Below are 24,680 nucleotides of genomic sequence, written 5' to 3' on the forward strand. Positions count from 1 at the left end.
GCATCAAATCATGTTATTGCCAGTATTATTTTTATCTAAGTAATGTGAGATGTAAATGTCAGCGAGGCATATTTTTCAGAGTTGCAAAACAGGTTTTATCTAAAGTAGGAGTTAAAACATAATAAAACGAATTGAATAACAAGAGGGTTAATATCCATTTTTCAGTATTAATGGATATTAACCCTCTTAATCTATTGGCCTATCTGATGAAAATTTTTAGTATGCAATTATCTACTCAAACTAACTACTTTGGTATCAAGCACGTTACCATTGATATCGTAGGCAGTGATGTGCGCGCTATCTGTCGTGTTAAGGATGGCCGTTTTCGCGTAATATTTAATAGCTGGTGCAGTAACAGGGATTTTAACGCCCTCTACACCATTTACAGTAAGGCTAATTTTCGCTACGTCTCCAGAGAATTGACCAGTAACATAGCCTTCTTTACCAATTACAAATGGAGCAAGCGTGGTGATAGAACCGGTTGCTACTATTTGATTTGCAAGAGTGACAGTTTTTGTGTCCAGTACTCTACCATTGGCATCATATGCAGTTAATGTGATATTGTCCGTATTTTTTAAAATCACTCGTTTTGCATAATACTTAAAATCTGGTGAAGTAACGTCGATTTTACTACCTTCAACACCATTCACAGTGAGGCTGATTTTCGCTACGTCGCCTGAATATTGCCCTGTCACATAGCTATCTGTACCAAGGTTATATGGTGTGATGGAAGTGATAGAACCAGATGTCGTCACTTCTTGTTTTTCAACAACGACTTTTTTCGTACCTAGTACATTGCCGGCTGCGTCATAAGCAATTAGTGTTACATCGTCTGTGTCTTTTAAAATAACCGTTTTCGCGTAGTATTTAATAGCTGGTGCGGTAACAGGAATTTTAACGCCTGATGCGCCATTCACAGTAAGGCTAATTTTTGCCACGTTACCAGAGAATTGTCCTGTGACGTAGCTATCTTTACCAAGTTTAAATGAAACTACGGACATATTGAAAGTAGGCGAGGCATTCAGCAAGCTTTGTGCTTTATCTAACTCTTGTTGTAAGCTTGCTTTTACAGCTGCAGTTTGAACGACATTAATCAAACTTTGAGCATAATCAATTGTTTTTTGAGTAGTCGCTGGGTTTAGTGTATTGGAGGTAGGATTGTTATTTTGGAACAGAGCCATTACAGCATTTGACGCCATGGTTTTGGCTAGCGCTTCATTTTGCCCTGGTGTGAGTGGTGCTGCATTATTACTAACTTTTACTGTTTTTCGTGCGACTTCATTTGTGCTGTTGTATCCTGCTACTTCTACTTGCGAACCTGGAGTAATGGAATCACCTACAAGAATGCTGTAAGTTCCGTTGACTATCGTTCCAGTTGCTTTTACGACACCATCTACTAGTAGGCTGACACGTGTAATTCCTGTGCCGACTATTCCGGTTATGACTGATGATGTAATATCTGCATCATTCGCAAATAAACTATAATCTTGTGGTGTATTTCTTAAATCCAATAGGGCTCTTGCTTGGGTGATTGCTGCTTGTGCGTTTGCCTTTGTAGTATCAGACATACCTGTAACTGCATCCAATAACTGCTGTGCCGCATCGATTGTTTGTTGATTAGTTGTTGTTTTAAGAACGTTCGTGCTTGGGTTATTATTTGCAAAAAGTGCTGAGATTGCATCAGTTGCTGTTTTTTCACTGACAGATGCTGCTTGTGCGGATGTCGTAAAAGGAACGTTAGGTGGCAGTACAATACTTGCTCCAATTATGGACGTTGCAGTCATTACGCTGACTAGCTTTTTCAAGGAATGCTTCATTTTATTTATAACCTCTCTCATTTTTTATTTGATTCGAAAATTTGTATTTCACCTTCTTTTCTAGAATTTTCAAAAATAAAATACTAACATATCTTAGCACGATGGGGATGAAGAAGAATAGCTTAATTGATCAGTTGTCACTAAATAGTAAGAATACTACCTATATTCCTAACTATCATACAAAAATCTGAAAAAAAGTACGCTAAAAAATAACAGTAGGTAATATTTGACATTAGCGAACGAAGCACTAAATCAATAGAAAAATGCTCGAATTCCAGCACAAATCACCAAAATACGCTATACTAAAAAGGTAAAGAAAATCGAAGGGAAGTTTTGCGAATGAAGCTTGGTATTATGGGTACGAATTGGATTACAGATGCGTTTGTTGAAGGGGCGCTTAACTCGAAAGAATGGGAACTCACGGCGGTTTATTCCCGCACATTGGAGAAAGCATATGCCTTTGGTGAGAAATATAAAGTAGAGAATTATTTTGATGATATTGAATTGATGGCAGCATCCGACGTGATTGACGCGGTTTACATTGCTTCGCCAAATGCGATGCACTACGAACACGCGCTACAATTTTTACGTCATAAAAAACATGTCATCGTTGAAAAACCGATTTTCTCCACGGTTGCAGAATTAGAAGATGCGCATAAAGTTGCGAAAGAAAATGGTGTTTATTTATTCGAAGCAGCGCGCCACATCCAAGAACCGAACTTCAAAATCCTTCAAGACAGCATTCAAAAAGTTGGCAAATTGCACGGTGCGACATTGGCTTACATGAACTATTCATCTCGCTACGACAATGTTTTAGCAGGCGAAGAACCAAATATTTTTTCACTAAAATTCTCTGGTGGTTCGCTCGTTGATTTAGGTGTTTATCCGATGTACACGGCAGTTGCTTTGTTCGGTGTTCCTGAGAAAGCTACGTATTTCGCGACGAAATTACGTACAGGTGTGGACGGCGGCGGCCCAGTGATTTTCGAATATCCGGATTTCACAGTGACCATTTTACATGCAAAAATGTCGCAATCATTCTTACCGAGCGAAATCTACGGCGAGAAGGGTACGCTAGTTATCAACCCGCTGACAGGCATTAAAGAAATCAAATACATCGACAACCATACGAAAGAAACAGAAGACTTGGCGATGCCGACAATTCCAAACGACATGGAATTCGAAGCTACAGAATTCGCCCGTATCATCGCAGAGCAAGACACATTGGCGTACGAAGACCTAGAAGACCTAAGCAAACAAGTTCTCCAAATCTCCAACGATCTGCGCCACCAAAACGGAATTTGGTACAAAGTAGAGCAATAAGTAGGAAAGAGGATGGGACAAAACTCAAGATAAAGCAAAACCGCCGAGCCATTTACCTTTGGGTAGGACGAAAAATTTTGCTTGACACAAATCGAGCGAAAGCGTTTGTATTCAGGAAGTTTGGTGGAAGCCGGAAGCGGAGCATACTTGTGTATGTGATGACTGAAAGCAGGGAGGGAGTATTATCCCCGACCATGCGAGAAGTTAAGCGTAGCGTATGCGAAGTAGAACCGGAAGTCCGCCAAACTTCCTGAATGCGAGCGCTTGTCGCCGATTTATTTGGGTTATGTCCCAGTCTCTTTGTTGATTATGCAAAAACATGGTATGATAGGACTATCTAAAGCGAAATAAAGGAGTTTATCATGGAAATAAAAGAAGTACCTGAAATCTGGGCGGAGCAGTGGCAAGCGCATCATTACGAGGCAATGACGGAGATTCAGCAAAAGCTCTACACGCCAATCAAAGAAGGCAAGGATATCATCGCGGTTTCACCAACGGGAACGGGGAAAACAGTTGCCTACACATTACCAGCCATCGAGAAAATCGAAGTAAAGCCACATACGCAATGGCTTATTCTAGCGCCATCTCATGAGTTAGTTATGCAAATCGCGGACGTTGTTCGTTCTTGGCTTCCCGCTGGTTTGAAAGTTGTCGGTATTATTGGTAGCGCCAATATTAAACGCCAAATCGATAATTTGAAGAAGAAACCGCAAGTCATCGTAGGCTCGCCGGGCCGTGTTTTGGAACTCATTAAACAAAAGAAAATCAAGATGCATGAAGTGAAAATGATTACGCTAGACGAGTGCGATCAACTGCTGATTCGTGAGCATATTCCAACGGTGCTTGAAATCGTGAATAGCGCGATGCGTGACCGTCAATTAGTTATGGCTTCAGCGACGAAATTGGAAGATCCGATGATGTTTTATCGCAACAGCGAAATCGAGCCAATCACGATTGAAGCGCAGGCCGAAGAAAGCAATGCGAACGTGAATCACCTGTACATGGACGTTGAACCGCGTGATAAAGCGATGTTGCTACGCCGTATTTCCAATGTGGAAGATATGCGCGCGCTTGTTTTTGTAAAAGATAAAGTTCGGATGGACATTATTTTGGAGAAATTGCAGTACGACGGTGTTGCGGCGGCTGGACTTCATAGCGAAGTGCGTAAAGAGGACCGCAAGAAATTTTTACAAGCCTTCAAAAAAGGGGAATTGACTTACCTTGTTGTGACGGATGTTGCAGCGCGTGGCTTAGATATTCCAGATTTGCCGTTTGTTATTCATTGTGATGTGGCGATGGACGCGAAGCAATACACACATCGCTCGGGACGGACTGGGCGGATGGGCAAGGCGGGTACTGTGATTTCCTTTGTGAATGAACGCGAAGCCCGCACGTTACGCCAGTATTTGAAAGACCTGAACAAAGAAGCCATTAAAGTTCGTTATTACGAAGGTGTTTTGACGGATGATTTTGAGCATAAAGCAACGAAACGTAAATAAATAAGCAAGCTATGAAGTGAGTCGAATGATAAAATACGATTCGCTTCATAGCTTTTTTTGAAAACGTTTTAGCAATAATTGTCACAGTTAGAAATAAATTTCACAATAGCTAGTTTTTTAGATTGCCGAAAGCGTATATTTACAGGTATAATGGTGGAAGTAGAGCTTTTTAGTAAGGAGTCGAACGCATGCTTAGTAGAAAAGAAGAAGTATTGAAGCTTCTAAATAGTGTGAACGGTAAGTTGACGGCAAACGATGTTGCTGAAAAATTACAAATGGATCGTGCTAATGCAAGTCGTTATTTAAATGAACTTTTTAAAGAAGAGCAGATTGAGAAACTTCCTGGAAAGCCGGTCCTTTATCAAGCGTTTACAAAAAAGGAAGAAGTGGCTGGAATCGGGAGTGCACAGACGGCTTTTGATCGATTAATTGGATCGTCGCAAAGCTTGAAGGTCAGCATTCAGCAAGCAAAGGCGGCTATTTTATATCCACCACATGGTTTACATACATTAATTCTTGGGAAAACTGGTACTGGTAAGTCTTTATTTGCGGAGTGCATGTATAAGTTTGCGCGCGAAGCCGATATGGTTGGCAAAAAAGCGCCATTCGTGTCTTTCAACTGTGCGGACTATGCGCAAAATCCGCAGCTTCTCTTTGGTCATATCTTTGGGGTTATCAAAGGGGCATACACTGGGGCAGAAGAAACACGTCAAGGCTTGTTAGCGAAAGCAGACGGCGGGATTTTGTTTTTAGATGAAATTCACCGCTTACCACCAGAAGGGCAAGAGATGTTGTTTACCTTTATCGATAAGGGCGAATACCGACCGCTTGGGGAAAGTGCAACGGTACACACGGCGCAAGTCCAAATTATTGGTGCAACAACAGAATCACCAGACAATTTCTTGTTGGAGACATTCACAAGACGTATTCCGATGACAATTACGTTGCCACCACTTGCAGAACGGCAATTAGAGGAACGTTACCAACTCATCGAATTCTTTTTAGCGCAAGAAGCAACGCGTTTACACCAAACGATTCGTGTGCATCGCCAGGCGTTGATGGCATTTTTGCTGTATCATGCGAGTGCCAATGTCGGGCAATTGCAACGGGATTTGAAACTTGCTTGTGCGAAAGCATTTTTGCATTACAAAACGAAAGCCGCGAACTACATTTTAATTGAACAAGATGATTTGCCGATTTATGTCCAAAAAGGTTTATTGCATTTAAAAGATGAGCCAGAGAAGATGAACCGGCTAATTGATGTGAACAAGACGATTTTCAAGTTTTACGATACGAGTGAGGCCAATGATATCGCGATTGAAGATGTGGATGATGTGTATCAGGCGATTCAAACGAAGGCTGACCAGCTAATGAAAGAAGGCAAGGATCAGCTAGAACTTGAAAAAGCGCTATATATTGACGTTGACCAATATTTTCATGAGTACATGGGACAATTGCCAACGCAACAATCGGCGAAAGATATTATCGGTCCCGAAATTTGGCAACTTACCGATCAAGTGTATCAGATGGCTGAGAAACGTTTAGATCGCAAGTACAATGAAAAAATGCGGTTTGCCTTCGCACTTCATTTACAGAGTACGATAGAACGTATTCGTGAGCAAAAACATATTGTGCATCCAGATTTGAACAATGTCCGTAAGAAATATTCGAAGGAATTCCAAGCTGCTATTGATATTTCTGCTTTATTAGAGCAAGAACTTGGTATTGAGATTCCTTTCGATGAAATTGGCTTTTTGACGATGTTTTTAACGGAGGAAGTTGTCGAATCGATTTTTACGCAAGAGGCACAAGTGGAAGTTATCGTGATGATGCATGGCCGATCTACTGCGACAAGTATGGTAGAAACCGTGCAGGAATTGCTTAATATTGAGACGGGAACGGCGATGGACATGCCACTTTCTGTTGAAGTCAAAGCAATGTATGAGAAAGTTAAAGCAAAAGTAAAACAACTAAATCCGACAAAAGGTGTGCTTATTTTATCAGATATGGGTTCCTTGACGTCGTTTGGCAATATGATGACCGAAGAGCTTGGCATTCGCACAAAGACGGTTAGCATGGCAAGTACGCCAGTCGTTTTAGAAGCGATTCGTAAAGCATCATTAGGACGCGGTTTGGAAGATATTTACCAAAGCTGCCAACAACTCTTTGAAAATAAATACAAAGCCCAAATTTTACGGGCAAAACCAACGAAGAACGCGGTTATCTTCACGTGTTTCACAGGAGAAGGTGTCGCCGAACAATTGCGAGCCCGCGTAGCTCCAGTTATTGATGAATCAAAAGTAGAAATCATCGTCTTGCAATTTTTGCATAAAGAAGCTTTCAGGGAGCGCATTGATCAGTTGATGGAAGACTATAATATTTTAGCGATTATGGGTTCGGTGGAATTCCAGTACCGCGATATTCCGTTTTTCAGCGCCATGGAAGTGTTCTCAGATGGCGGCCTAGACATCGTGAAACGCATTATTAACGACGAAGTACCATACGAACAACTCATTTCCTCATTAGAAGGTAACTTAAAAGAAGTCGAATCACCAGAGCAGCTTGTATACTTCCTGCGCAAAATCATTTCGGAGCTACAAATCCAAATGAACTTAGTGCTAGAACCCGGCGTTGATATCGGAATCATCCTGCATTTAGCGTTCCTAGTAGAGCGTATGAAACTAGGCGGCGTGGATCGCGAGTTTCCGAACATTGATGAATTCACGAAGCAACATATGATAGAAATGCAAATCACGCAACAAATGATGGAGAACGTCAACATCGAGTATGATATCCTTGTTCCACAGTCAGAAATCGCCTATTTAACGCAGATGATGACCGCAAACAAAGTAATTCTAGATGAAAAATAACGCAACGAGACAAGTGTGTAACAGAAGTACACACTTGTCTTTTGTTCATGTGTAAGCATGAAATGGCGTAAGTATGCGTTTTCCTGTATTTTAAAAGTTGGCACGGAACTTGCATTTATATAAGCGAGGGTTAAGAAATAGCGTTAAGAAAGGGTGAATCGAAGTGAAAACAATCATGTTAGTTTGTTCCGCGGGTATGTCAACTAGCTTACTTGTTACAAAAATGGAAAAAGCGGCTGAGGAGAGAAACCTCGAAGCAACAATTTTTGCAGTATCTGAGGCAGAAGCGCCAGATAATATCAACAAGATCGACGTCTTATTACTTGGACCACAAGTGAGGTTCTTAGAAAGCAAGTTCAAGAAGAAATTAGAACCACTAGGCAAGCCAGTCGCAGTCATCAACAGTATTGATTACGGGATGATGAACGGCGAGAAAGTTTTAAATCAAGCATTATCTTTACTTGGGGAATAGGAGTATGCGCACTAGTGAATAGCGACAATAGCGAGTTTTTTGTGTCTACTTGGGTGAAGACGTAAAGCGCTGTTGTAACTAGCCATTAAGCGAAACTCTTAAATATAGGAGGGGACAAACCGTCTCATCCAAATTTAAATTATTGGGGGAAATACAAATGAATGGTTTTATCGCGTTTATGGAAAAGTATTTTATTCCGTATGCAGCAAAAGTTGGTGGACAACGTCATTTAGTTGCCATCCGTGATGGTTTCATTTCAACGATGCCATTAATGATTTTGGGTTCATTGGGTACATTGATTAACAATTTACCTATCCAAGCTTATCAAACATTTATGAATAACTTATTCGGAGAAGCTCTCTGGAAATCTTTCGGGGGAAACATTTGGAACGGTACTTTCGCGATTCTAGCACTTTTAACTGCTTTTACTGTAGCTTATAACCTAGCGAAATCGTATGATAAAGATGCTTTATCAAGCGGTGTTGTATCCGTTGCTTCATTCTTTGCCATTGGTGGATTAACAGGTCTTAGCTCATCAGGTCTATTTTTAGCACTTCTTGTAGCTTTAATCTCTACTGAATTATTCACACGTATGAGTGGAAATCCAAAACTTATCATCAAAATGCCAGATGGTGTTCCGCCAGCAGTATCAAGATCGTTTGCGGCACTATTCCCAGCGATGATTACAGTAAGTATTTTTGCAATGTTTACAACGATTCTTTTCGGTCTTGGAGTAAAAGATATTGTTGGTGAATTCTACAAACTAATTCAAGAACCGTTCATGGGTCTTGCGAATACTTTACCAGCAGCATTATTATTAGCATTTATTTCTTCATTCCTATGGTTCTTTGGTTTACATGGTGCGAACATTATCGAGCCATTTATGCAAACAATTAACGTTGATGCAATTGCTAAGAACGTAGAAGCTTTGAAATTAGGCTTAGACGCTCCTTACATCGTTAACAAACCTTTCTTTGACTCTTTCGTTAACCTAGGCGGAACTGGTGCAACGATTGCGATTATTATTTCGGTATTCCTATTTGGTCGCCGCAATAAGCAATACGTTACTGTATCGGGTCTTGCTTCAGCTCCTGGTATCTTCAACATTAACGAGCCATTGATGTTCGGTCTACCGATTGTGTTAAATCCAATCTTGTTTGTACCTTATATCTTAGCTCCTCTAGTGCTTGTTACAATTGCTTATTTTGCAACATCACTTGGTTTAGTACCAGCAGCAACAATCGTAACACCTTGGACTACACCGCCAATTATCGGTGGGGTATTAGCTACACAAAGCTGGACTGGTGGCGTTCTAGCAGCGGTAAATATCGCCGTAGCAGTTCTAATCTACGCACCATTCATTAAAGTAGCAGAAATTCAAGAAATCCGTCGTGAAAAAGCAGCAGCAGCTGGTGAACCGACAGAAGATAATTTTTAAGATTGATAGAAACGCTAAAATAAAAACATACGAGGATGTGGAACTAAATGGAAGAACTAGAACTTACAATTATGAATTTAATCATGTTTGGTGGTAACGCGAAAAGTGACGCGATGCTAGCAATCGACGCAGCGAAAAAAGGAGACTTTGCTTTGGCGGACGAACAAATCGCAAAAGCAGAACAATCTTTACTAGAAGCACATCATTCCCAAACAAAACTAATCCAAGGTGAAGCACGCGGCGAGAAAACAGAAGTATCTCTACTTCTAGTTCACGCGCAAGATCACTTGATGAACGCAATTACTTTCAAAGATTTAGCGATTGAAATTGTAGAATTATATCGTTCGAAGTAAGACAATGGGGGTGAGGATTTTTCCTCATCCCTATTTTTAATAATGAATAAAGAGAGGAAGTATCATTTATTATGAGAAAATTAGGTATTTCAGTATTTCCACAACACGCGCCACTTGAAGATTCTTTGAACTACATCGAAACAGCTGCAAAATATGGTTTTAGTCGTATTTTTACATGCTTGATTTCTGCGAATGATGAAGCGGAGTTTGCGAAATTAGAAACAATTTGCCAAACTGCGAACAAGCTAGGTTACGAAGTTATTGCAGATGTTGATCCTGGTGTTTTTGCGTCACTTAATTTGACATATCAAGATTTAGGTCGTTTTAAAGAACTAGGATTGTCTGGATTGCGTCTTGATTTAGGTTTCTCTGGATCAGAAGAAGCGGCGATGTCTTTTGATGATAATGATTTACAAATCGAACTTAACATTTCTAACGGCACGAAATATGTAGATAACATCTTGTCTTATCAAGCGAATGTGGCGAATATTATTGGTTGCCATAATTTCTATCCGCGTCGTTATACAGCGCTTTCTCGCGAACACTTCCTTCGCACGAGTGCCCAATTCAAAAAATATAACTTGCGTACAGCCGCATTTGTTTCATCTAACGCTGGTAAATTTGGTCCTTGGTTTGTTGTGGATGGCGGACTTCCAACGCTTGAAGAACACCGTGGTATGTCAATTACGGTACAAGCGAAAGACTTATGGAACACGGGCTTAATTGACGATGTGATTATCGGAAATATGTATGCGTCAGAAGAAGAACTAAAAGCATTAGGCGAGCTAAACCGCAATGAATTGGAACTTGCTGTTACATTCTTAGACGGTGCAACAGACGTTGAAAAAGAAATCGTGACAACACAAAAACATTTCAATCGTGGCGACGCTTCTGAATACGTGCTTCGTTCTACAATGACACGCGTTCATTTCAAACAACACGATTTCCCAGCGCATGATACCGACACAATCGAGCTTGGTGACGTGACAATCGATAACAATGGCTACGAACGTTACAAAGGTGAGATGCAAGTAGCACTTCAAGAAATGGAGAACTCGGGCAATACAAATATCGTCGCTCGCGTCATTCCAGAAGAACGCTACCTTCTAAAAACAATTCAACCTTGGCAACATTTCCGCCTAAAAGAACACAAATAAGAAGTCAAACAAGCTAATCGCGATAAAAGTGGTTAGCTTGTTTTTTTGTGATTTCCTTCTTGTTTGCAGTCCCTGTTTTTGCCCTGTATAATCAAGGTTGAAGATTAAGAGAAGGGATGTTAGCGGGAATGAAAAAGATTTGGGGTATTTTTATACTCGACTGGCGACGACTTTTTAAAGCACCGATTGCGTTATTGCTCGTGCTAGCCTTAGTTATTTTGCCGTCCCTTTATGCGTGGTTCAATATCGAAGCGCTCTGGGACCCATATTCTAACACATCAGGCATTAAAGTAGCGGTCGTGATTGAAGATAAAGGCGCCGAAATTAACGTACCTGGAAAAAGCCCGCAGAAAATCAACGTAGGTACAGAATTAAAAGCACAACTAAAGAAAAATGATTCACTCGGCTGGGTTTTTACAACAGAAAACAAAGCAAAAGAAGGCGTTAAAAAAGGAGATTACTACGCAGCTATCTTTATTCCTGCCGATTTTTCAAAAGACATTGTTTCGGTAGTTGGCGGGAATCCTACAAAACCAACGATCAATTACACAGTCAACGAAAAAATCAACGCCATCGCGCCAAAAATCACAGATAAAGGTGCTTCCACGATTGTTGACCAGATTAGTAATGAGTTCGTCGATAAAGTGAGCCATTCCGTGTTGTCTGAGTTAAACCAAGCAGGCATTGATTTGGAGAAGGAACTGCCAACGATACGCCATATTAAAGATAAAGTTTTCCAAGTGAAGGCGAGTATGCCGCAAATTAAAGAGATGGGCAAGCAAGCCGTGATTTTAGAAGGAAAACTGCCGGATTTGCGAGAAAAAGCAAACCAAGTGAACGAGCTAAGTAAAACAATGCCGGAAATTAATGCCGCGGCGAGCGATTTACTCCGTATTGAAGCGGCGCTGCCTCAATTGGACAAGCTTGGCGAAGAAGTCCTTGTTTTACAACAGAAGATTCCTGAGATTCAGCAGATTGCGACGGATGTCAAGACGATAGACGCTAATTTTGGAACGATTGAAAAAACAGTGAACGATGCGCTAGGCGAGTCGACCAAAGCTCTGGCGATTATTTCAGAAGCGGAAGCCGCGTTGCCAACCGTGAAGAAAATTGCCGATGATGGTGCGAACTATGCCGGAAAAGTCGCCGATTTTTCGAAACAAGTGAATCAATCTTTCCAAACGGTGGCCCCAGCAATCAAGCAGAATTTGATGCTCTTGCAACAAGTGACAAACAATGTGTACGCATTGACAGAGCAACTGCAGAACGGAAGTATTGACCCAGAAAAAATCGTTTCGGTCATCGGCCAAATCGAGACGCAGTTAAACAGCGCAAGCGGCATGCTAGCCAAACAAATCGAACTTCTGAACACATTGAACGACACACTGCCAGACAAGCCGCTAACAGGCTTTATCGGCGATTTAAAGGCGATACAACAAGATATAACGAAGCAACAACAAACACTTGCCAACATCAAAGAGATTATTCAGAACGGTGAACAACCAACCCAAGCGCTACTCGACCAACTAAACAGTGAAGCCAAGAAAGTAAGCGACAACTTAACGACAGTCATTGGCAAGTACGATAGCGACATTGTCCCAACGATTAATGCCGCGTTAAAAACTATCAGCCAAGACCTCACGAAAAGCACAGACTTACTAAACGCCGCCAAAGATAAACTACCAGACATCGACGCGATTCTCAAAAATGCGAACGAAACCTTGCGTACAAGCCAAACCTATTTACGCGAGTTCCAGCAACGTTTACCAGAACTAAGACAAACACTCCAAGATGCAACAGCGTTCATTAATACGAAGCTAGACACAGTCATCGACGGCATCAACAAAGCCGCGCTATTTTACAAAAATGATTACCCAGCAGTCAAAGTCAAAATTCATAAAGCAGGCGATTTCATCCGCAATGACCTACCAACCTTAGAATCAGAAATCACAAATGCCGCTAAACTAATCGAACAAAAATTCCCTGATTTTGAAAAAGCAGTGAAAACAGCAGCCGACTTGTCTCGCAATGAACTGCCACAGTTTGAAGAAGCCATCAACAAGGCTGCGGGAAGAATTACGGAGTTTGACCAAAGTTATGACATGCAACAAATCATCGCCTTTTTAAGAAATGATGTAGAAAAAGACAGTGATTTTATCGCACATCCGATTCAGCTGAAAGAAACGAAAGACTATCCAATCCCTAACTACGGATCAGCGAGTTCGCCATTTTATACCGCGCTTTGTTTATGGGTAGGAGCATTGTTACTCATTTCCTTATTACGTGTGGACGTCGAAGTTCCAAGAGGCATTTTCAACCACCACCACGTGTATTTCGGACGATTACTAACTTTCCTATCTATCGGCTTAGCCCAGGCACTCATCGTCACACTGGGCAACATTTTCATACTAGGTGTTTACATCGCCAGCCCGCTGTATCACGTTTTGTTTAGCATGTTCATCAGCATGGTCTTTATGATGATAGTCTACACCCTTGTCTCGCTATTCAACAATGTCGGAAAAGGCATGGCGATTATTCTCCTCGTCCTCCAAATATCCGGAGCCGGTGGGAATTTCCCAATCCAAGTATCACCACCATTTTTCCAAGCGATATACCCGTTCTTGCCGTTCACATACGCCGTTGGACTCATCCGCGAAAGCGTAGGCGGCATCTACTGGCCAAACGCAACACACGACATCATCATTCTAGCGATATTCGGAATTTCCTTCATACTGATAGGCACATTACTTAAAAAACCATTAGACAAAATCATTCCAGGGCTTTCGGCTAAAGCGAAGAAGAGTAAACTAATTCACTAACAAAAAAAGGACTTGGCGCATAAAACCAAGTCCTTTTTCCTATGTGGAAAAACGTTCGTAACATTTCAGAAATATTTTTGTAATAAAATATGATTAACGCTTTATTTTTGAAATAAAAAAAGTTATAATGAAATAGTACATGAAAAAGGTGAGTACTATTTCTTACATAAATGTTCGAAAATGTAATGTCGTTCTCATTTAGTGCGTGTATAATGTTAGGTGACAGTGTAAAGAATAGTAATGTCCTGAGAGGGAATCGAACCCACGGCCTACAGCTTAGGAGGCTGTCGCTCTATCCTACTGAGCTATCAGGACACGATGAAAATTTACCAACGTCACTATTCTAACACAAAACAGAGATGGGGAGCAATCTGTTTGCAAAAATCATTAAGAGAGGAAGGAAATGGATTGAAAAAAGTAGTAACAGCATTAGTAGGTATCTCACTCCTAATCGGATTAACAGCATGTGGCAAAGAAGGCATCGACAAAGTTCAGAGCGACAATTCATTGACAACTATCCAGAACGTGAAGACAGATTTGAAAGATTATCAGCTAGCATACGTGAAGGACGACGATGATACAACTGGAGTGCTCGAGTTTTACAAAGACACGAATGGAAAAGATATCTCGAATATACAACTAAACTCCGCACTCAAGAAGAAAGACGACAAAGTAAAAATCAATCTCATGAACGGTCTAAACGGCCTCATCGCAATGGTTGAAATCAATGACGACCAACTTGCCAAAGAAGCGACAGAACTCGTATTATTAGACAGCAACAAAGAAGTAGACGAAGCAATCGGTGTCGCCCTAACAAACAAAGGCAAAAGCGATAACGGGAAAACAGTCGCAATCGTCGAAGTACCGTCCCTAGACGCCAAAACAGCCGAAGCATTAAAAGCCGTTGAATTACGCAACAAAGACCACAAAGCCATCTACGAAAACAGCATTCAAGGCAAAGATATTAAGAAACAACAACTCTCAGAACGCGCCAAGAAAAATAGCTTTTTCCCAGCCGTAAATAAATATATTGCCGACAAGAATTGGAAAGTTGTCAGTAGCGCAACACAGAAAAAATCACTTTACGCGGCCATTTTACGCGATCAAACCGGTCGTTATCACCTCGTAGAATTCACTTACCCAGACAACAAGTTAGTAGTAAAAGAAACAAACGAAAATGCCAACCCACAATCAGACGACGAAGCACTATTATTACAACTACAAGGCGACAAAAACCAATACATCGGCGTTGTCTCCGAACTAGAAAACATCATTGCAAAGGGCGCCACAGTCACACTCAAGTCCACCGACGGCAAAGAATACACCCAAAACTTACACACCGGCTACAACGACAAAAACGCCCTAATCCAACTAACAAAAAAAGCCAACATGACAATCACCAACATCGCCACCCTAACAATCAAAGACAACACCGGCAACGACCTCTACAACATGGACTTGAAATAAAAAACACACTAAAAAGAGTAGGAAAAACCACGACCACGGTTTTTCCTACTCTTTTAATATAGTAATCTGAGATGACAACAAAATACGTTAGAGAAGCACAAGTTGTTTATTTTTCGGGTAGGACGTAAATTCTGCTATACACAAATCGAGCGAAAGCGTTTGTATTCCAGGGATTTGGTGGAAGCCGGAAGCGGAGCATACTTACGTATGTGAGAACCGGAAGTCCGCCAAATCCCTGGAATGCGAACGCTTGCCGCCGAGTTACTCAGCGTATGCACTACTTCACAGGTTTAGCGAGTTTGTCGATATACTCAAGCGACATACCAGTCCCAATTGCGACTGATTCCAGTGGACTTGGCGCCATATGTACTGGAACATCGATTTCTTGAACAAGCCATTCTTGGAAGCCTTGAATTAAAGAGCCGCCACCAGTTAGCACGATACCGCGATCAACAATGTCACCGCTTAGTTCTGGGGGACAGTTTTCTAACGTATTGCGAATTGCTTCTAGGATGCGTTGCAATGTTTCTTCTAAGGCTTTTTGAATTTCGGTGGAAGTTAGTGTTAATGTTTTAGGTAAGCCGGTAAGCAAATCGCGACCTCTGACATCCATTGTTTTTTCTGGATGTGGGATTGGTGCGTAGCCGAGTTCGAATTTGATGCGTTCAGCTGTTGCTTCTCCGACGAGTAGGTTGTAATTTTTGCGGATGTATTGGATGATTTCTTCGTCCATGTGATCGCCGCCAGTTCGTACGGAGTTGCTGGAAACGATGCCGCCGTAAGAAATAATAGCGATTTCGCTTGTTCCGCCACCGATATCTACAATGACATTGGCAATCGGTTCATCTACTGGTAACTCAGCGCCAATGGCAGCGGCTACCGGTTCTTCAATAAGCGTGACAGACTTTGCGCCCATAGACTGAACGGCATCTGAAATCGCACGACGCTCGACAGATGTTGCACCAGTAGGGGTACAAACAACCACATTGGGCTTTCTAATCGAATTACCTGAAATAGTGATAATTCGACGCATTATTTCGCGAAGTAATCCCGCTGTGACATCGAAATCAGCGATAACGCCATCTTTTAATGGACGCACTGCCACGATATTTGTTGGTGTTTTTCCAATCATTTCTTTTGCTTCTTGGCCAATTGCAAGTACAGATTTCGTATTGACATCCATGGCAACTACAGAAGGCTCATTTAAGATAATTCCTTTTGATTTACTATACACTAAGATGTTTGCAGTACCTAAGTCGATACCAATTGTTGTATTACCAAACATTTTTTACCCTCCATATCTCCTTTTTCATGCGTTAATGGCACAGTTTACAGTATAAAGGAGTTTTTTGTGTTGTGGTGCGTTATAAAGAGAATGATATAAAAAGGTAACATAGGAAAGGCTAAGCACGGCTCTTTTTTCAGAAACCGTAATTAGGATGTAAAGAACTTAATATAACTCCAGAATTTAACTTAAGAAAAGAATGGCAGGTTTAGCCGAGGAGTTGTCAGTTCTACATCGCCTGAAAAATTACGCTGACTGTAAAAATGAATGCGCCCAGTTCCGATTGCGGTCGATTCGAGTGGATTTGGATCTAAAATGACCGGGAAATCAACTTGATTTGTTAGCCATTCTTTGAAACCGTTTAATAAAGAGCCACCGCCAGTTAAAATAATACCTTGATCCATGATATCGCCGCTTAATTCGGCAGGGGATTGCTCGACCATCACGTGAATCGCTTTGACAATTTTGTTTAAGGCATCGGTGAAAAGCGGTTGTATTTCTGTGGAAGTGACGAGGGCTAGTGCTGGCAAGCCGTTAAGAAGACTGCGACCGCCGACTTCCATTGTTTTTAAGACGTGAGGAAGGGGTGCGTATCCTAGCTCTTTTTTGATTTTTTCGGCGGTTAGGTTGCCGATGAGAAGATGGTGTTTTTCGCGGAAGTATTGGATGATTTCTTCGTCCAGTGTGTCGCCGGCAGAACGGATAGACAGGTTTGCCAAAATGCCACGATAGGAGACGATAGAAATTTCGGTGATGCCCGCGCCGATGTTAACGATCATGTTTGAGACTGGTTCATTGATTGGGAGTCCAGCGCCAATTGCGGTTGCGACAGGGGCTTCGACGATAGTGACGACTTTAATGCCTGTTGCAAGCACAGCGTCGCGAATAATATTGCGTTCGACGATAGTTGCACCAGCGGGGACATTGATGCTTGCCGCGGTTTTGCGAATAGGGACATGGGTTATTTTAGTCACGCGCTCTAGAATAGCTTGCAGTAGTTTTACGGTATTATCAAAGTCAGCAACGACGCCATCCTTCAATGGTTTAATCGCTGTTAAAGTGGTGGGAGTCTTTCCATACATTTGCTTTGCGGGTGTTCCAATGGTGTAGACTTCTTTTGTTTTTGCGTCCAATACGATGACGGCAGGTTCATTGAACATGATTCCTCGCAATTCATTATAAACGACAATGTTTGCGGTTCCTAAATCAATACCGACAGAAGAATGACTAAACATGAGCACACACCTAACTTTCCTTTAAATTTTTGAAAGGTTTAAGTTCTTAATGATTTTATTGCCTTAAAGTGCTATATGTAAACCTAAATCACAAAAAAAGCTATACCAAGAAGGCATAACTTTTTAAGCTTTCGCACGATTTTGTTTTTCGTAAAGACTGTACATATAAAAATAAATGAAACCACTGATGACGGCAAGTACTGCGATGGTTGCGAATGTGGCGAAATAGCCAATCAATGTGGAAATTGTAATCGCAAACGGCGCAATAACTTTACCGAATGTGTAACGAAGTCCAGCCGCCGAGAAGTACATCGCACGTTTATCGTCTGGAGCAATTTTGGCCACGAAGTTTTGTTGAATACCAACTGTCATTAGTTCCGCAAAACTAAACAAGATTATTGCTAAAATCGCGCCCCAAGGACCTGTCGAGATGCCGAAAAGCAAGATTGCAACGCCGTAAAGAAACGAAGAATTCATAAAAACAAGCTTCTCACGATAGCGGCTCATCATGCGTGTAAAGAACACGGTTAGCAAGGCAACACAAAAGCCGTTAATCGATACAATCACGCCAAAGAGTTGTTCTCCGGTAAGTTGTAGCGAGAATATCGACGCATCCCCAATCACTTCTGTAATGTAAAGTGGGAATAATAAATCCAATTGCATAAATGATTGCGAAATGATGACGCCAGCAACAATATACAAGAAAAATACTTTATCGGTAAAAATTAACTTGTAATTCTTCAACTGTTCTAGGAGCACCGTACCAATCTTTTTTTGCCGTTGTGCTTGGCGAAGTTCAGGATTAAGAGCAAGCGGCGCCGTTTCGCGACCGAATTTTGTCAAAAGAATCAGTAGTAGTAAATCAGCAAGTACAATGGCAATCAATGTTTGCGATGTATAATTATTAAATACCATCGCACCAATAATCGGCCCAATCACGACCGCAATATTAATCATCATGTAAAAAATCGAATACACGTGACTCCGATGTTCCGGTTTCACAACATCAGCAATCATCGCTTGGCTCGCCGGCTGGTAAAAGGACATGAAAATACTAGCCACCATAAATCCAAAAAACGCAACATATGGCGAATAAAACATCGTTGACGCAGCAATCGCAAAAATCAGAAAACCAGCACCTTCGCCAATTACCGAAATACTCATCATTCGCTTACGCCCATACGTATCCGCAAAATACCCACCAAGAAGTCCGGTAATCACAGATAACGCCTGCGAAACGATTAAGAGTAAACTCGTTGTTTGACGACCAATAGAATCAGAAAAATAAATCGTTAGAAAGGGGAATACCGCCCAAAAAGAAATATCGAGCAGCGCTTCCCCGAATAATCGCACTTTGAGATTAATATCCCAAGTCTTGAATTTCATCTTAGAAAACACCCTCTTTAAAAAACAGCTAAGTCGCTATTAGATTTAGTTGTAAAAAAGCCCATGAAACGTCGCATTCCATGGGCTAGTTGTGTTAAAGAATGGTGGTTTTTAAATGTGTGTAGAAATTAGAACGCCCAGTCGCCATTGCGGAAGACAGGAACTTTTTCGCCAGATGCTGTAATGCCGTCGATGTTCATTTTATCAGAACCGATCATGAAATCAACGTGTGTCATACTTGCATTTACACCAGCTTTTTCTAACTCTTCGCGACTCATTTCTTCGCCACCTTTAATGTTGAAGGCATACGCGCTACCGATTGCTAAATGGTTAGAAGCATTTTCGTCAAATAGCGTGTTGTAGAACAGAATACCAGATTGCGAAATTGGAGAAGGGTCTGGAACTAGCGCCACTTCGCCTAAATAATGCGAACCTTCATCTGTTGCTACTAAATCTTTCAAAATTGCCTCGCCTTCTTTAGCTACAACGTCCACGATGCGACCATCCTTGAACGTGATTTTGAAATCATCGATAATGTTACCGGCATAGCTAAGCGGTTTCGTACTTGAAACATACCCATTAACGCTATGTTTTTCGGCACAAGAAAAGACTTCTTCGGTAGGCATGTTCGCCATGAACTCTTTGCCTTGTTTGTTTTGGCTACCAGCACCAACCCATACGTGATTTTCAGGAAGACCGATCGTTAAATCAGTTCCAGGAGCCGTGTAATGCAGCGCTTTATATTGTTGCTCGTTCAAATAAGCAGCTTTGCTATTTAGCGATTCATCATGGTTTTTCCATGTTTGTACAGGATCAGCTGTGTTAATACGTGTTGTTTCAAAAATTGTTTCCCATAAAGCAGGAACTTGTTCATCCGCAGGCAAGTCTGGGAAAACTTTTGCTGCCCAGCCCACAGATGCGCCACCGACAACTGTCCAGCTCACTGCGTTTGACTGAATCATTTGGCGGAATTCTTCCAACGCTTGACCTGTTGCTTTTTGGTTTGCCGCGATTTTTTGACCGTCGACACCTTTTAGCAAGTCTGGATTTTCAGATACAATCGATATAAACGCTGCATTTTCGCGCGCATACTCAATACGCTCTGCTGCACGATGTAATGCCGCCTTTTCGAAAATTTCGATTGGTGAGTGCTGATAACGAAGCAACGTGATTTCATCATCCGCCCAGTTAATAATAACGTCGCTAGCTCCAACTTCATACGCTTTTTTCGTAATCAATCGGCTTAACGGCGCGCTTTCTACAGAACTGTTAATGAATACTTTCTGGTTAGGCTGAACGTTTACCCCAACCTTGACGATCAATTCTGCATACTTTTCTAATTTCTCATTAAATGTTGCCATATGTAGCACCCCTTTTCTATTCAATAAAGGCATTGTATCTCAAAAAAAGGCGTAAAGCAAGTGATTGCAACGCTCGGTAGGGAGGATTATCCAAACCAAAGTTACCTAAAAATTCTACTCAAATTCAATCTCAGCCAATGCCTCGTCCATTGAATCTAAAATCTCGTATTTCGTAAAATAATCGAGCCAAGCTTGGCGTAAATCGGGCGCGTCACGCTTAATTGAGGGCTTTATTTTATCGTACATTGTTTTCATAATATCTTGCCACATAGCGTTTACTGCCCGCTCTAATTTCACGTCTTTCCAACGTTTTGCAGGAGGGCGCTTCTTATTTTTCTCGTTTTGGAACTCCATTGCTTTTTGATAAAATGTAGCTTTACTCGTTAAGTTTTCGGACATATAGATCGAAAATTCGTTGAAAGTCATTGTAACACTCCTTAAATACTCAATCTATTAACCTTACCATATCCGATTCGGAGCGTCTACCACCTCTAAAAATAGAAAACTAAGTTCTGTCATCTTTTCATGAATTTTATCTGTAGCAAAACATGATTTCAAAGACCTATTAGTCTATTTGAGTTAGGAGACTAACTAGGGCGCAAACCTTGTCTACCAATGGCTAATACATCATCTTGCAGCGCATTCAAAAAGCGATTTCCAAATTATTTTCCCCACAAAAAAACACGCAACCGTCATTACGACAGTCACGCATTTTGGGCGATTTATTTAACCTAATAACGCATCCGCAAATGTTTTCGCATATGCTTCAGCACGAACAACGTCATCTTCATCAGGATCTAAGTCTACTTTTAGACCTTCCACTGGGACCGTTGCGCCTTGTTCTTTCAAGCGTTTCTCAACAAGATCAACCGTTAAGCAGAACTCGTCATAGAACGTGTCACCTGAACCGAAAGAAGCACAAATTTTGCCAGAAAAATCAACGTCTGCCATATCTTCGTAGAAATCTACAAACTCATCAGGAAGCTGACCATCATCGTACGTATAGCCGCCGATTAGCGCGCCGTCATACTCCAACAATGCTTCTGGCTCCACCGAGATACATTCCTCAATTTCGACTTCAATATCGTATTTCTCTAACTCTTCGCCTAGAATATCTGCAATTTCTTCTGTATTTCCAGTCATGCTGGCATATACGATCATCACTTTTGCCATTATCTACATCACCATTTCTTTCTATAAGTTCTTAAGTTCAAACAAAAAGCACATTTGACATCAAAAAATGCTTGTTTCATCATTCACTAATACCTCCATTATAATGAATTTCAGAAAAACTGCAAGAATTTCCGTCAAAATTAGCTAAATCGTCATATTCACACTTTCAAAATGTGGGGAAGCAAGCTATAATGGTAGAAGTGAGAATTTCTGTATGAAGAGAAGGGATGTAAAAAATGATTACACTAAAATCAAGACGCGAAATCGACGAAATGAAGCGCGCGGGAGAAATCCTTGCTGCGACACATAAAGAAATTAAGAAATTAATCAAACCAGGCATCACAACATGGGACATCGAAGTTTTTACAGAAGAATTTTTGCGTAAAAATGATGCAACACCAGAGCAAAAAGGATTCGAAGGCTATGAGTACGCGACATGTGCCAGCATTAACGATGAAATTTGCCATGGTTTTCCGCGCAAACAACCGCTAAAAGAAGGCGATATTGTCACGGTCGACATGGTTGTTAATTATCACGGCGCACTTGCTGACTCTGCTTGGACGTATGCAGTTGGGCAAGCGACACCAGAAGTAGAGCGTTTGCTAGAAGTAACGCGCAAATCAATGTACTTAGGTATTGAACAAGCCCAAGTTGGCAATCGCATCGGCGACATCGGACATGCGATTCAAACCTACGTAGAAGGCGAGAACTTATCTGTTGTTCGTGAATTCATCGGTCATGGCGTTGGCCCAACATTGCACGAAAAACCAGATGTACCACATTTCGGCACTGCAGGTAAAGGTTTACGTCTAAAAGAAGGCATGGTTATCACGATCGAGCCAATGGTCAATATCGGCGGCTGGAAAGCAAAAATGGATGATAACGGTTGGACGGCCCGTACAGTTGACGGTTCACTTTCCGCACAATACGAGCATACAATCGCGATTACAAAGGATGGTCCAGAGATTTTGACATATCAAGGAGAAAACGATTAAACTCCAAGCTTAGGTGTGTTGCTTAACAAGGCGATGCACCTAAATTTTTCGATTTTTAACGAAGGGTGAAAAAAATGGGTGAAAAAAGAGCAATCAACAGAACGAAGATACCAAATACAGTAGACTCGATTTGTAAAGAGTTACATACACTAGGCATCACAGCAGGGGACACCGTTATTCTGCATTCGGCGCTAGGCCAAGCAGGATGGGTGTGTGGTGGCGATGTCGCAGTCATTAAAGCATTTCAACAAGCCGTGACAGAGCAGGGAAATCTAGTCATGCCAACACAAAGCACGAATCTTTCAGACCCAGCAACATGGCGCAATCCAGCCGTTCCTAAAAGCTGGTGGCCGACAATCTACGAAGAAATGCCAGCATATCATCCAGACGAAACACCGACCTTTTTCATGGGTGTCATTCCTGAAACATTTCGCAAAATGCCAGATGTAAGGCGGAGTCTTCATCCGAAATATTCCTTCTGCGCATGGGGAAAAAACGCAGCACTCATCACAGAAAAACACGCGCTTAACTTCGGTTTCGGTGAACAATCACCACTTGCCAGACTTTACGAACTAAAAGCCAAAATCGTCTTATTAGGCGTTGATCACGATAAAAATACATCCCTCCATTTTGCTGAACATCAAGCAGGCATCCGCAAAATAAGACAAGAAAAATCGCCAATCATCAAAAACGGCGTGAAAGTTTGGCAAGCCTACGATGAACTCGCATATAACAGCGATTCCTTCATCAAAGTCGGCCGTCAGTATGAACAAGAAAAAGGCCACCAACCGACGACGCTAGCTGGTGCACCTACTAAAATATTCGATATGTGTGACTTAATCGATTACGCGGCACTCGTTATTTCCGAATAGTCCGCAATTCTTCCGCAAAAAGTTGCATTTCACGCAAGCTAATCGTTTTTTTGCGATGAATAACCGTATAAATATCCACGAGAGACTCATAATGAATCGACTCTAATGTCAAATTTTCAAAGACAGAAGCATTGACCATCTTTAATTTGGCAGTAATTTCATTCAACATATACGTCACATTTTCTTGTGATGGATTTTCTAAATTCATGTTTGGCACACCCTTTCATACTTCAAAAATTGTAGCATAAAGAGGGGGAAGCGCGCCACAAATAGTATTTATGGGGAAGGGGGAAACAAATGTTTAAAAAACTGCAAAATAATCACTTAGTTCGCTTCGGCATGATTATCAGCAAGCGATTTACCGCCAATGACGTGTCGGGAAGTGCGGCACAACTGGCTTATTATATGCTATTCTCCATTTTTCCGATGTTGCTTATTGTGGCATCTTTACTGCCTTACTTTAATATCGATCAAGATCAGTTATTTACAACGATTAAACAGTTTGTTCCAGAAGAAATTTACGATTTTATTAATACGAATTTAGACCAGCTTTTAAATAGTCACACAGGCGGATTGCTTTCTATCGGAATCTTGGCAACATTGTGGTCGGCTTCCAATGGCATGAACGCAACGACAAAAGCTTTAAATAAAGCGTATAGCGTGCTCGATCGCCGCAACTATCTTGTGAAACGCCTGCTTTCTGTGTTGTTTACCATTGGGATGCTAGCGGTTATTACCGTGACGTTGCTCTTACTCGTATTTGGTCAGCAAATCGGGATGTTTATTTTTAATCATTTGCATGTGTCACAAGATACGTTAGACATTTGGAATAATTTCCGGTGGGTCGTGACACTAGCTGTTATTTTTATCGTATTTACATTCATTTTTTGGATTGCACCGAATAGAAGAAGTCGCTTATTTAGTATTTTGCCAGGTTCAGTTTTTGCGACGATTGGTTGGGCGGCGGCCTCTTTTGGCTTCGCTTATTACGTGAATAACTTTGCGAATTACTCGGCAACTTATGGCAGTATTGGAGTTATCATTATTTTGATGTTATGGTTTTATCTGACAGGCATTATTTTGATGATTGGTGGCGAAATTAACGCAGCACTCAGCATTTTGAAACAGAAGAAATTGGTCGGCGAGATTAACTAAGAC

Annotated in this window: 19 protein-coding genes, 1 tRNA gene, 1 pseudogene and 1 CRISPR repeat array (1 of these 22 running past the window's edge); of the genes and pseudogenes, 12 read left to right on the forward strand and 9 right to left on the reverse strand. The window is 41.3% G+C overall.

Annotated features, from left to right (window positions below; all coding sequences use genetic code 11):
* Nucleotides 1–57: a CRISPR direct-repeat array (repeat unit 30 nt) (it extends 699 nt beyond the left edge of the window).
* Nucleotides 58–227: 170 nt separating this feature from the next.
* Complete coding sequence (locus EP57_RS01635; protein ID WP_036083577.1) at nucleotides 228–1,817, reverse strand: immunoglobulin-like domain-containing protein; 1,590 nt, start codon at nucleotides 1,815–1,817, stop codon at nucleotides 228–230.
* 339 nt (nucleotides 1,818–2,156) lie between these two features.
* Between EP57_RS01635 and EP57_RS01640 the strand changes: the two genes are divergently transcribed.
* The 8 genes from EP57_RS01640 (at nucleotide 2,157) to EP57_RS01675 (ending at nucleotide 13,748) form a co-directional block, all read left to right on the forward strand.
* Nucleotides 2,157–3,140, forward strand: a complete 984-nt coding sequence (locus EP57_RS01640; protein ID WP_036083579.1) for a Gfo/Idh/MocA family protein — start codon at nucleotides 2,157–2,159, stop codon at nucleotides 3,138–3,140.
* A 362-nt stretch (nucleotides 3,141–3,502) separates the two neighbouring features.
* On the forward strand, nucleotides 3,503–4,639 hold the full coding sequence (locus EP57_RS01645; RefSeq protein WP_036083581.1) for a DEAD/DEAH box helicase: 1,137 nt from the start codon (nucleotides 3,503–3,505) through the stop codon (nucleotides 4,637–4,639).
* A 188-nt stretch (nucleotides 4,640–4,827) separates the two neighbouring features.
* Nucleotides 4,828–7,509 carry a sigma-54-dependent transcriptional regulator gene (locus EP57_RS01650; protein WP_036083583.1) on the forward strand — a complete coding sequence of 894 codons (2,682 nt, stop codon included), beginning with the start codon at nucleotides 4,828–4,830 and terminating at the stop codon, nucleotides 7,507–7,509.
* Between the two features lie 163 nt (nucleotides 7,510–7,672).
* Nucleotides 7,673–7,981 (forward strand): PTS sugar transporter subunit IIB, encoded by a 309-nt coding sequence (locus EP57_RS01655; protein ID WP_114983041.1) that lies wholly within the window; start codon nucleotides 7,673–7,675, stop codon nucleotides 7,979–7,981.
* A 157-nt stretch (nucleotides 7,982–8,138) separates the two neighbouring features.
* Nucleotides 8,139–9,419, forward strand: coding sequence for a PTS sugar transporter subunit IIC (locus tag EP57_RS01660; protein ID WP_036083586.1), 1,281 nt, complete (start codon nucleotides 8,139–8,141; stop codon nucleotides 9,417–9,419).
* Between the two features lie 47 nt (nucleotides 9,420–9,466).
* Nucleotides 9,467–9,772, forward strand: a complete 306-nt coding sequence (locus EP57_RS01665) for a PTS sugar transporter subunit IIA (protein ID WP_036083588.1) — start codon at nucleotides 9,467–9,469, stop codon at nucleotides 9,770–9,772.
* A 71-nt stretch (nucleotides 9,773–9,843) separates the two neighbouring features.
* Complete coding sequence (locus EP57_RS01670; RefSeq protein ID WP_036083590.1) at nucleotides 9,844–10,929, forward strand: DUF871 domain-containing protein; 1,086 nt, start codon at nucleotides 9,844–9,846, stop codon at nucleotides 10,927–10,929.
* 128 nt (nucleotides 10,930–11,057) lie between these two features.
* Nucleotides 11,058–13,748 (forward strand): YhgE/Pip domain-containing protein, encoded by a 2,691-nt coding sequence (locus EP57_RS01675; protein WP_036083660.1) that lies wholly within the window; start codon nucleotides 11,058–11,060, stop codon nucleotides 13,746–13,748.
* Nucleotides 13,749–13,989: 241 nt separating this feature from the next.
* Here EP57_RS01675 and EP57_RS01680 read toward each other — a convergent pair.
* Nucleotides 13,990–14,063: transfer RNA gene (locus tag EP57_RS01680), tRNA-Arg, on the reverse strand.
* A 60-nt stretch (nucleotides 14,064–14,123) separates the two neighbouring features.
* Between EP57_RS01680 and EP57_RS01685 the strand changes: the two genes are divergently transcribed.
* A complete protein-coding gene (locus EP57_RS01685; RefSeq protein ID WP_036083592.1) occupies nucleotides 14,124–15,215 on the forward strand; it encodes a hypothetical protein in 1,092 nt (363 codons plus the stop codon).
* Nucleotides 15,216–15,492: 277 nt separating this feature from the next.
* Here EP57_RS01685 and mreBH read toward each other — a convergent pair whose 3' ends face one another.
* From mreBH to EP57_RS01715, 6 genes are all read right to left on the reverse strand, one after another.
* Entirely contained in the window at nucleotides 15,493–16,500 is a 1,008-nt protein-coding gene (gene mreBH / locus EP57_RS01690; RefSeq protein WP_036083594.1) for a rod-share determining protein MreBH, read from the reverse strand.
* A 188-nt stretch (nucleotides 16,501–16,688) separates the two neighbouring features.
* Complete coding sequence (mreB, locus tag EP57_RS01695) at nucleotides 16,689–17,735, reverse strand: rod shape-determining protein (RefSeq protein WP_052167472.1); 1,047 nt, start codon at nucleotides 17,733–17,735, stop codon at nucleotides 16,689–16,691.
* 123 nt (nucleotides 17,736–17,858) lie between these two features.
* Complete coding sequence (locus tag EP57_RS01700; RefSeq protein ID WP_036083596.1) at nucleotides 17,859–19,121, reverse strand: MDR family MFS transporter; 1,263 nt, start codon at nucleotides 19,119–19,121, stop codon at nucleotides 17,859–17,861.
* A gap of 128 nt (nucleotides 19,122–19,249) precedes the next feature.
* Nucleotides 19,250–20,482, reverse strand: coding sequence for an aminopeptidase (locus tag EP57_RS01705; RefSeq protein WP_036083598.1), 1,233 nt, complete (start codon nucleotides 20,480–20,482; stop codon nucleotides 19,250–19,252).
* A gap of 114 nt (nucleotides 20,483–20,596) precedes the next feature.
* Nucleotides 20,597–20,908 carry a hypothetical protein gene (locus EP57_RS01710; RefSeq protein WP_036083600.1) on the reverse strand — a complete coding sequence of 104 codons (312 nt, stop codon included), beginning with the start codon at nucleotides 20,906–20,908 and terminating at the stop codon, nucleotides 20,597–20,599.
* Nucleotides 20,909–21,208: 300 nt separating this feature from the next.
* Nucleotides 21,209–21,655 (reverse strand): flavodoxin, encoded by a 447-nt coding sequence (locus EP57_RS01715; RefSeq protein ID WP_036083602.1) that lies wholly within the window; start codon nucleotides 21,653–21,655, stop codon nucleotides 21,209–21,211.
* 236 nt (nucleotides 21,656–21,891) lie between these two features.
* On the opposite strand from EP57_RS01715, the gene map reads away from it, so the two are divergent.
* Nucleotides 21,892–22,650: a type I methionyl aminopeptidase gene (map, locus tag EP57_RS01720; RefSeq protein ID WP_036083604.1), complete on the forward strand. Its 759-nt coding sequence runs from the start codon at nucleotides 21,892–21,894 to the stop codon at nucleotides 22,648–22,650.
* A 74-nt stretch (nucleotides 22,651–22,724) separates the two neighbouring features.
* Nucleotides 22,725–23,581 (forward strand): annotated as a pseudogene (locus EP57_RS01725) (AAC(3) family N-acetyltransferase).
* On the opposite strand, the gene EP57_RS01730 reads toward EP57_RS01725, so the two are convergent.
* Nucleotides 23,509–23,730, reverse strand: coding sequence for a DUF1128 domain-containing protein (locus EP57_RS01730; protein WP_036083610.1), 222 nt, complete (start codon nucleotides 23,728–23,730; stop codon nucleotides 23,509–23,511). The pseudogene EP57_RS01725 and the gene EP57_RS01730 overlap by 73 nt on opposite strands.
* Before the next feature lie 89 nt (nucleotides 23,731–23,819).
* On the opposite strand from EP57_RS01730, the gene EP57_RS01735 reads away from it, so the two are divergent.
* Complete coding sequence (locus EP57_RS01735; RefSeq protein WP_036083613.1) at nucleotides 23,820–24,677, forward strand: YihY/virulence factor BrkB family protein; 858 nt, start codon at nucleotides 23,820–23,822, stop codon at nucleotides 24,675–24,677.
* Nucleotides 24,678–24,680 lie beyond the last annotated feature (3 nt).

It is taken from the genome of Listeria booriae (assembly GCF_000766865.1).
Taxonomy (GTDB): Bacteria; Bacillota; Bacilli; order Lactobacillales; family Listeriaceae; genus Listeria_A; species Listeria_A booriae.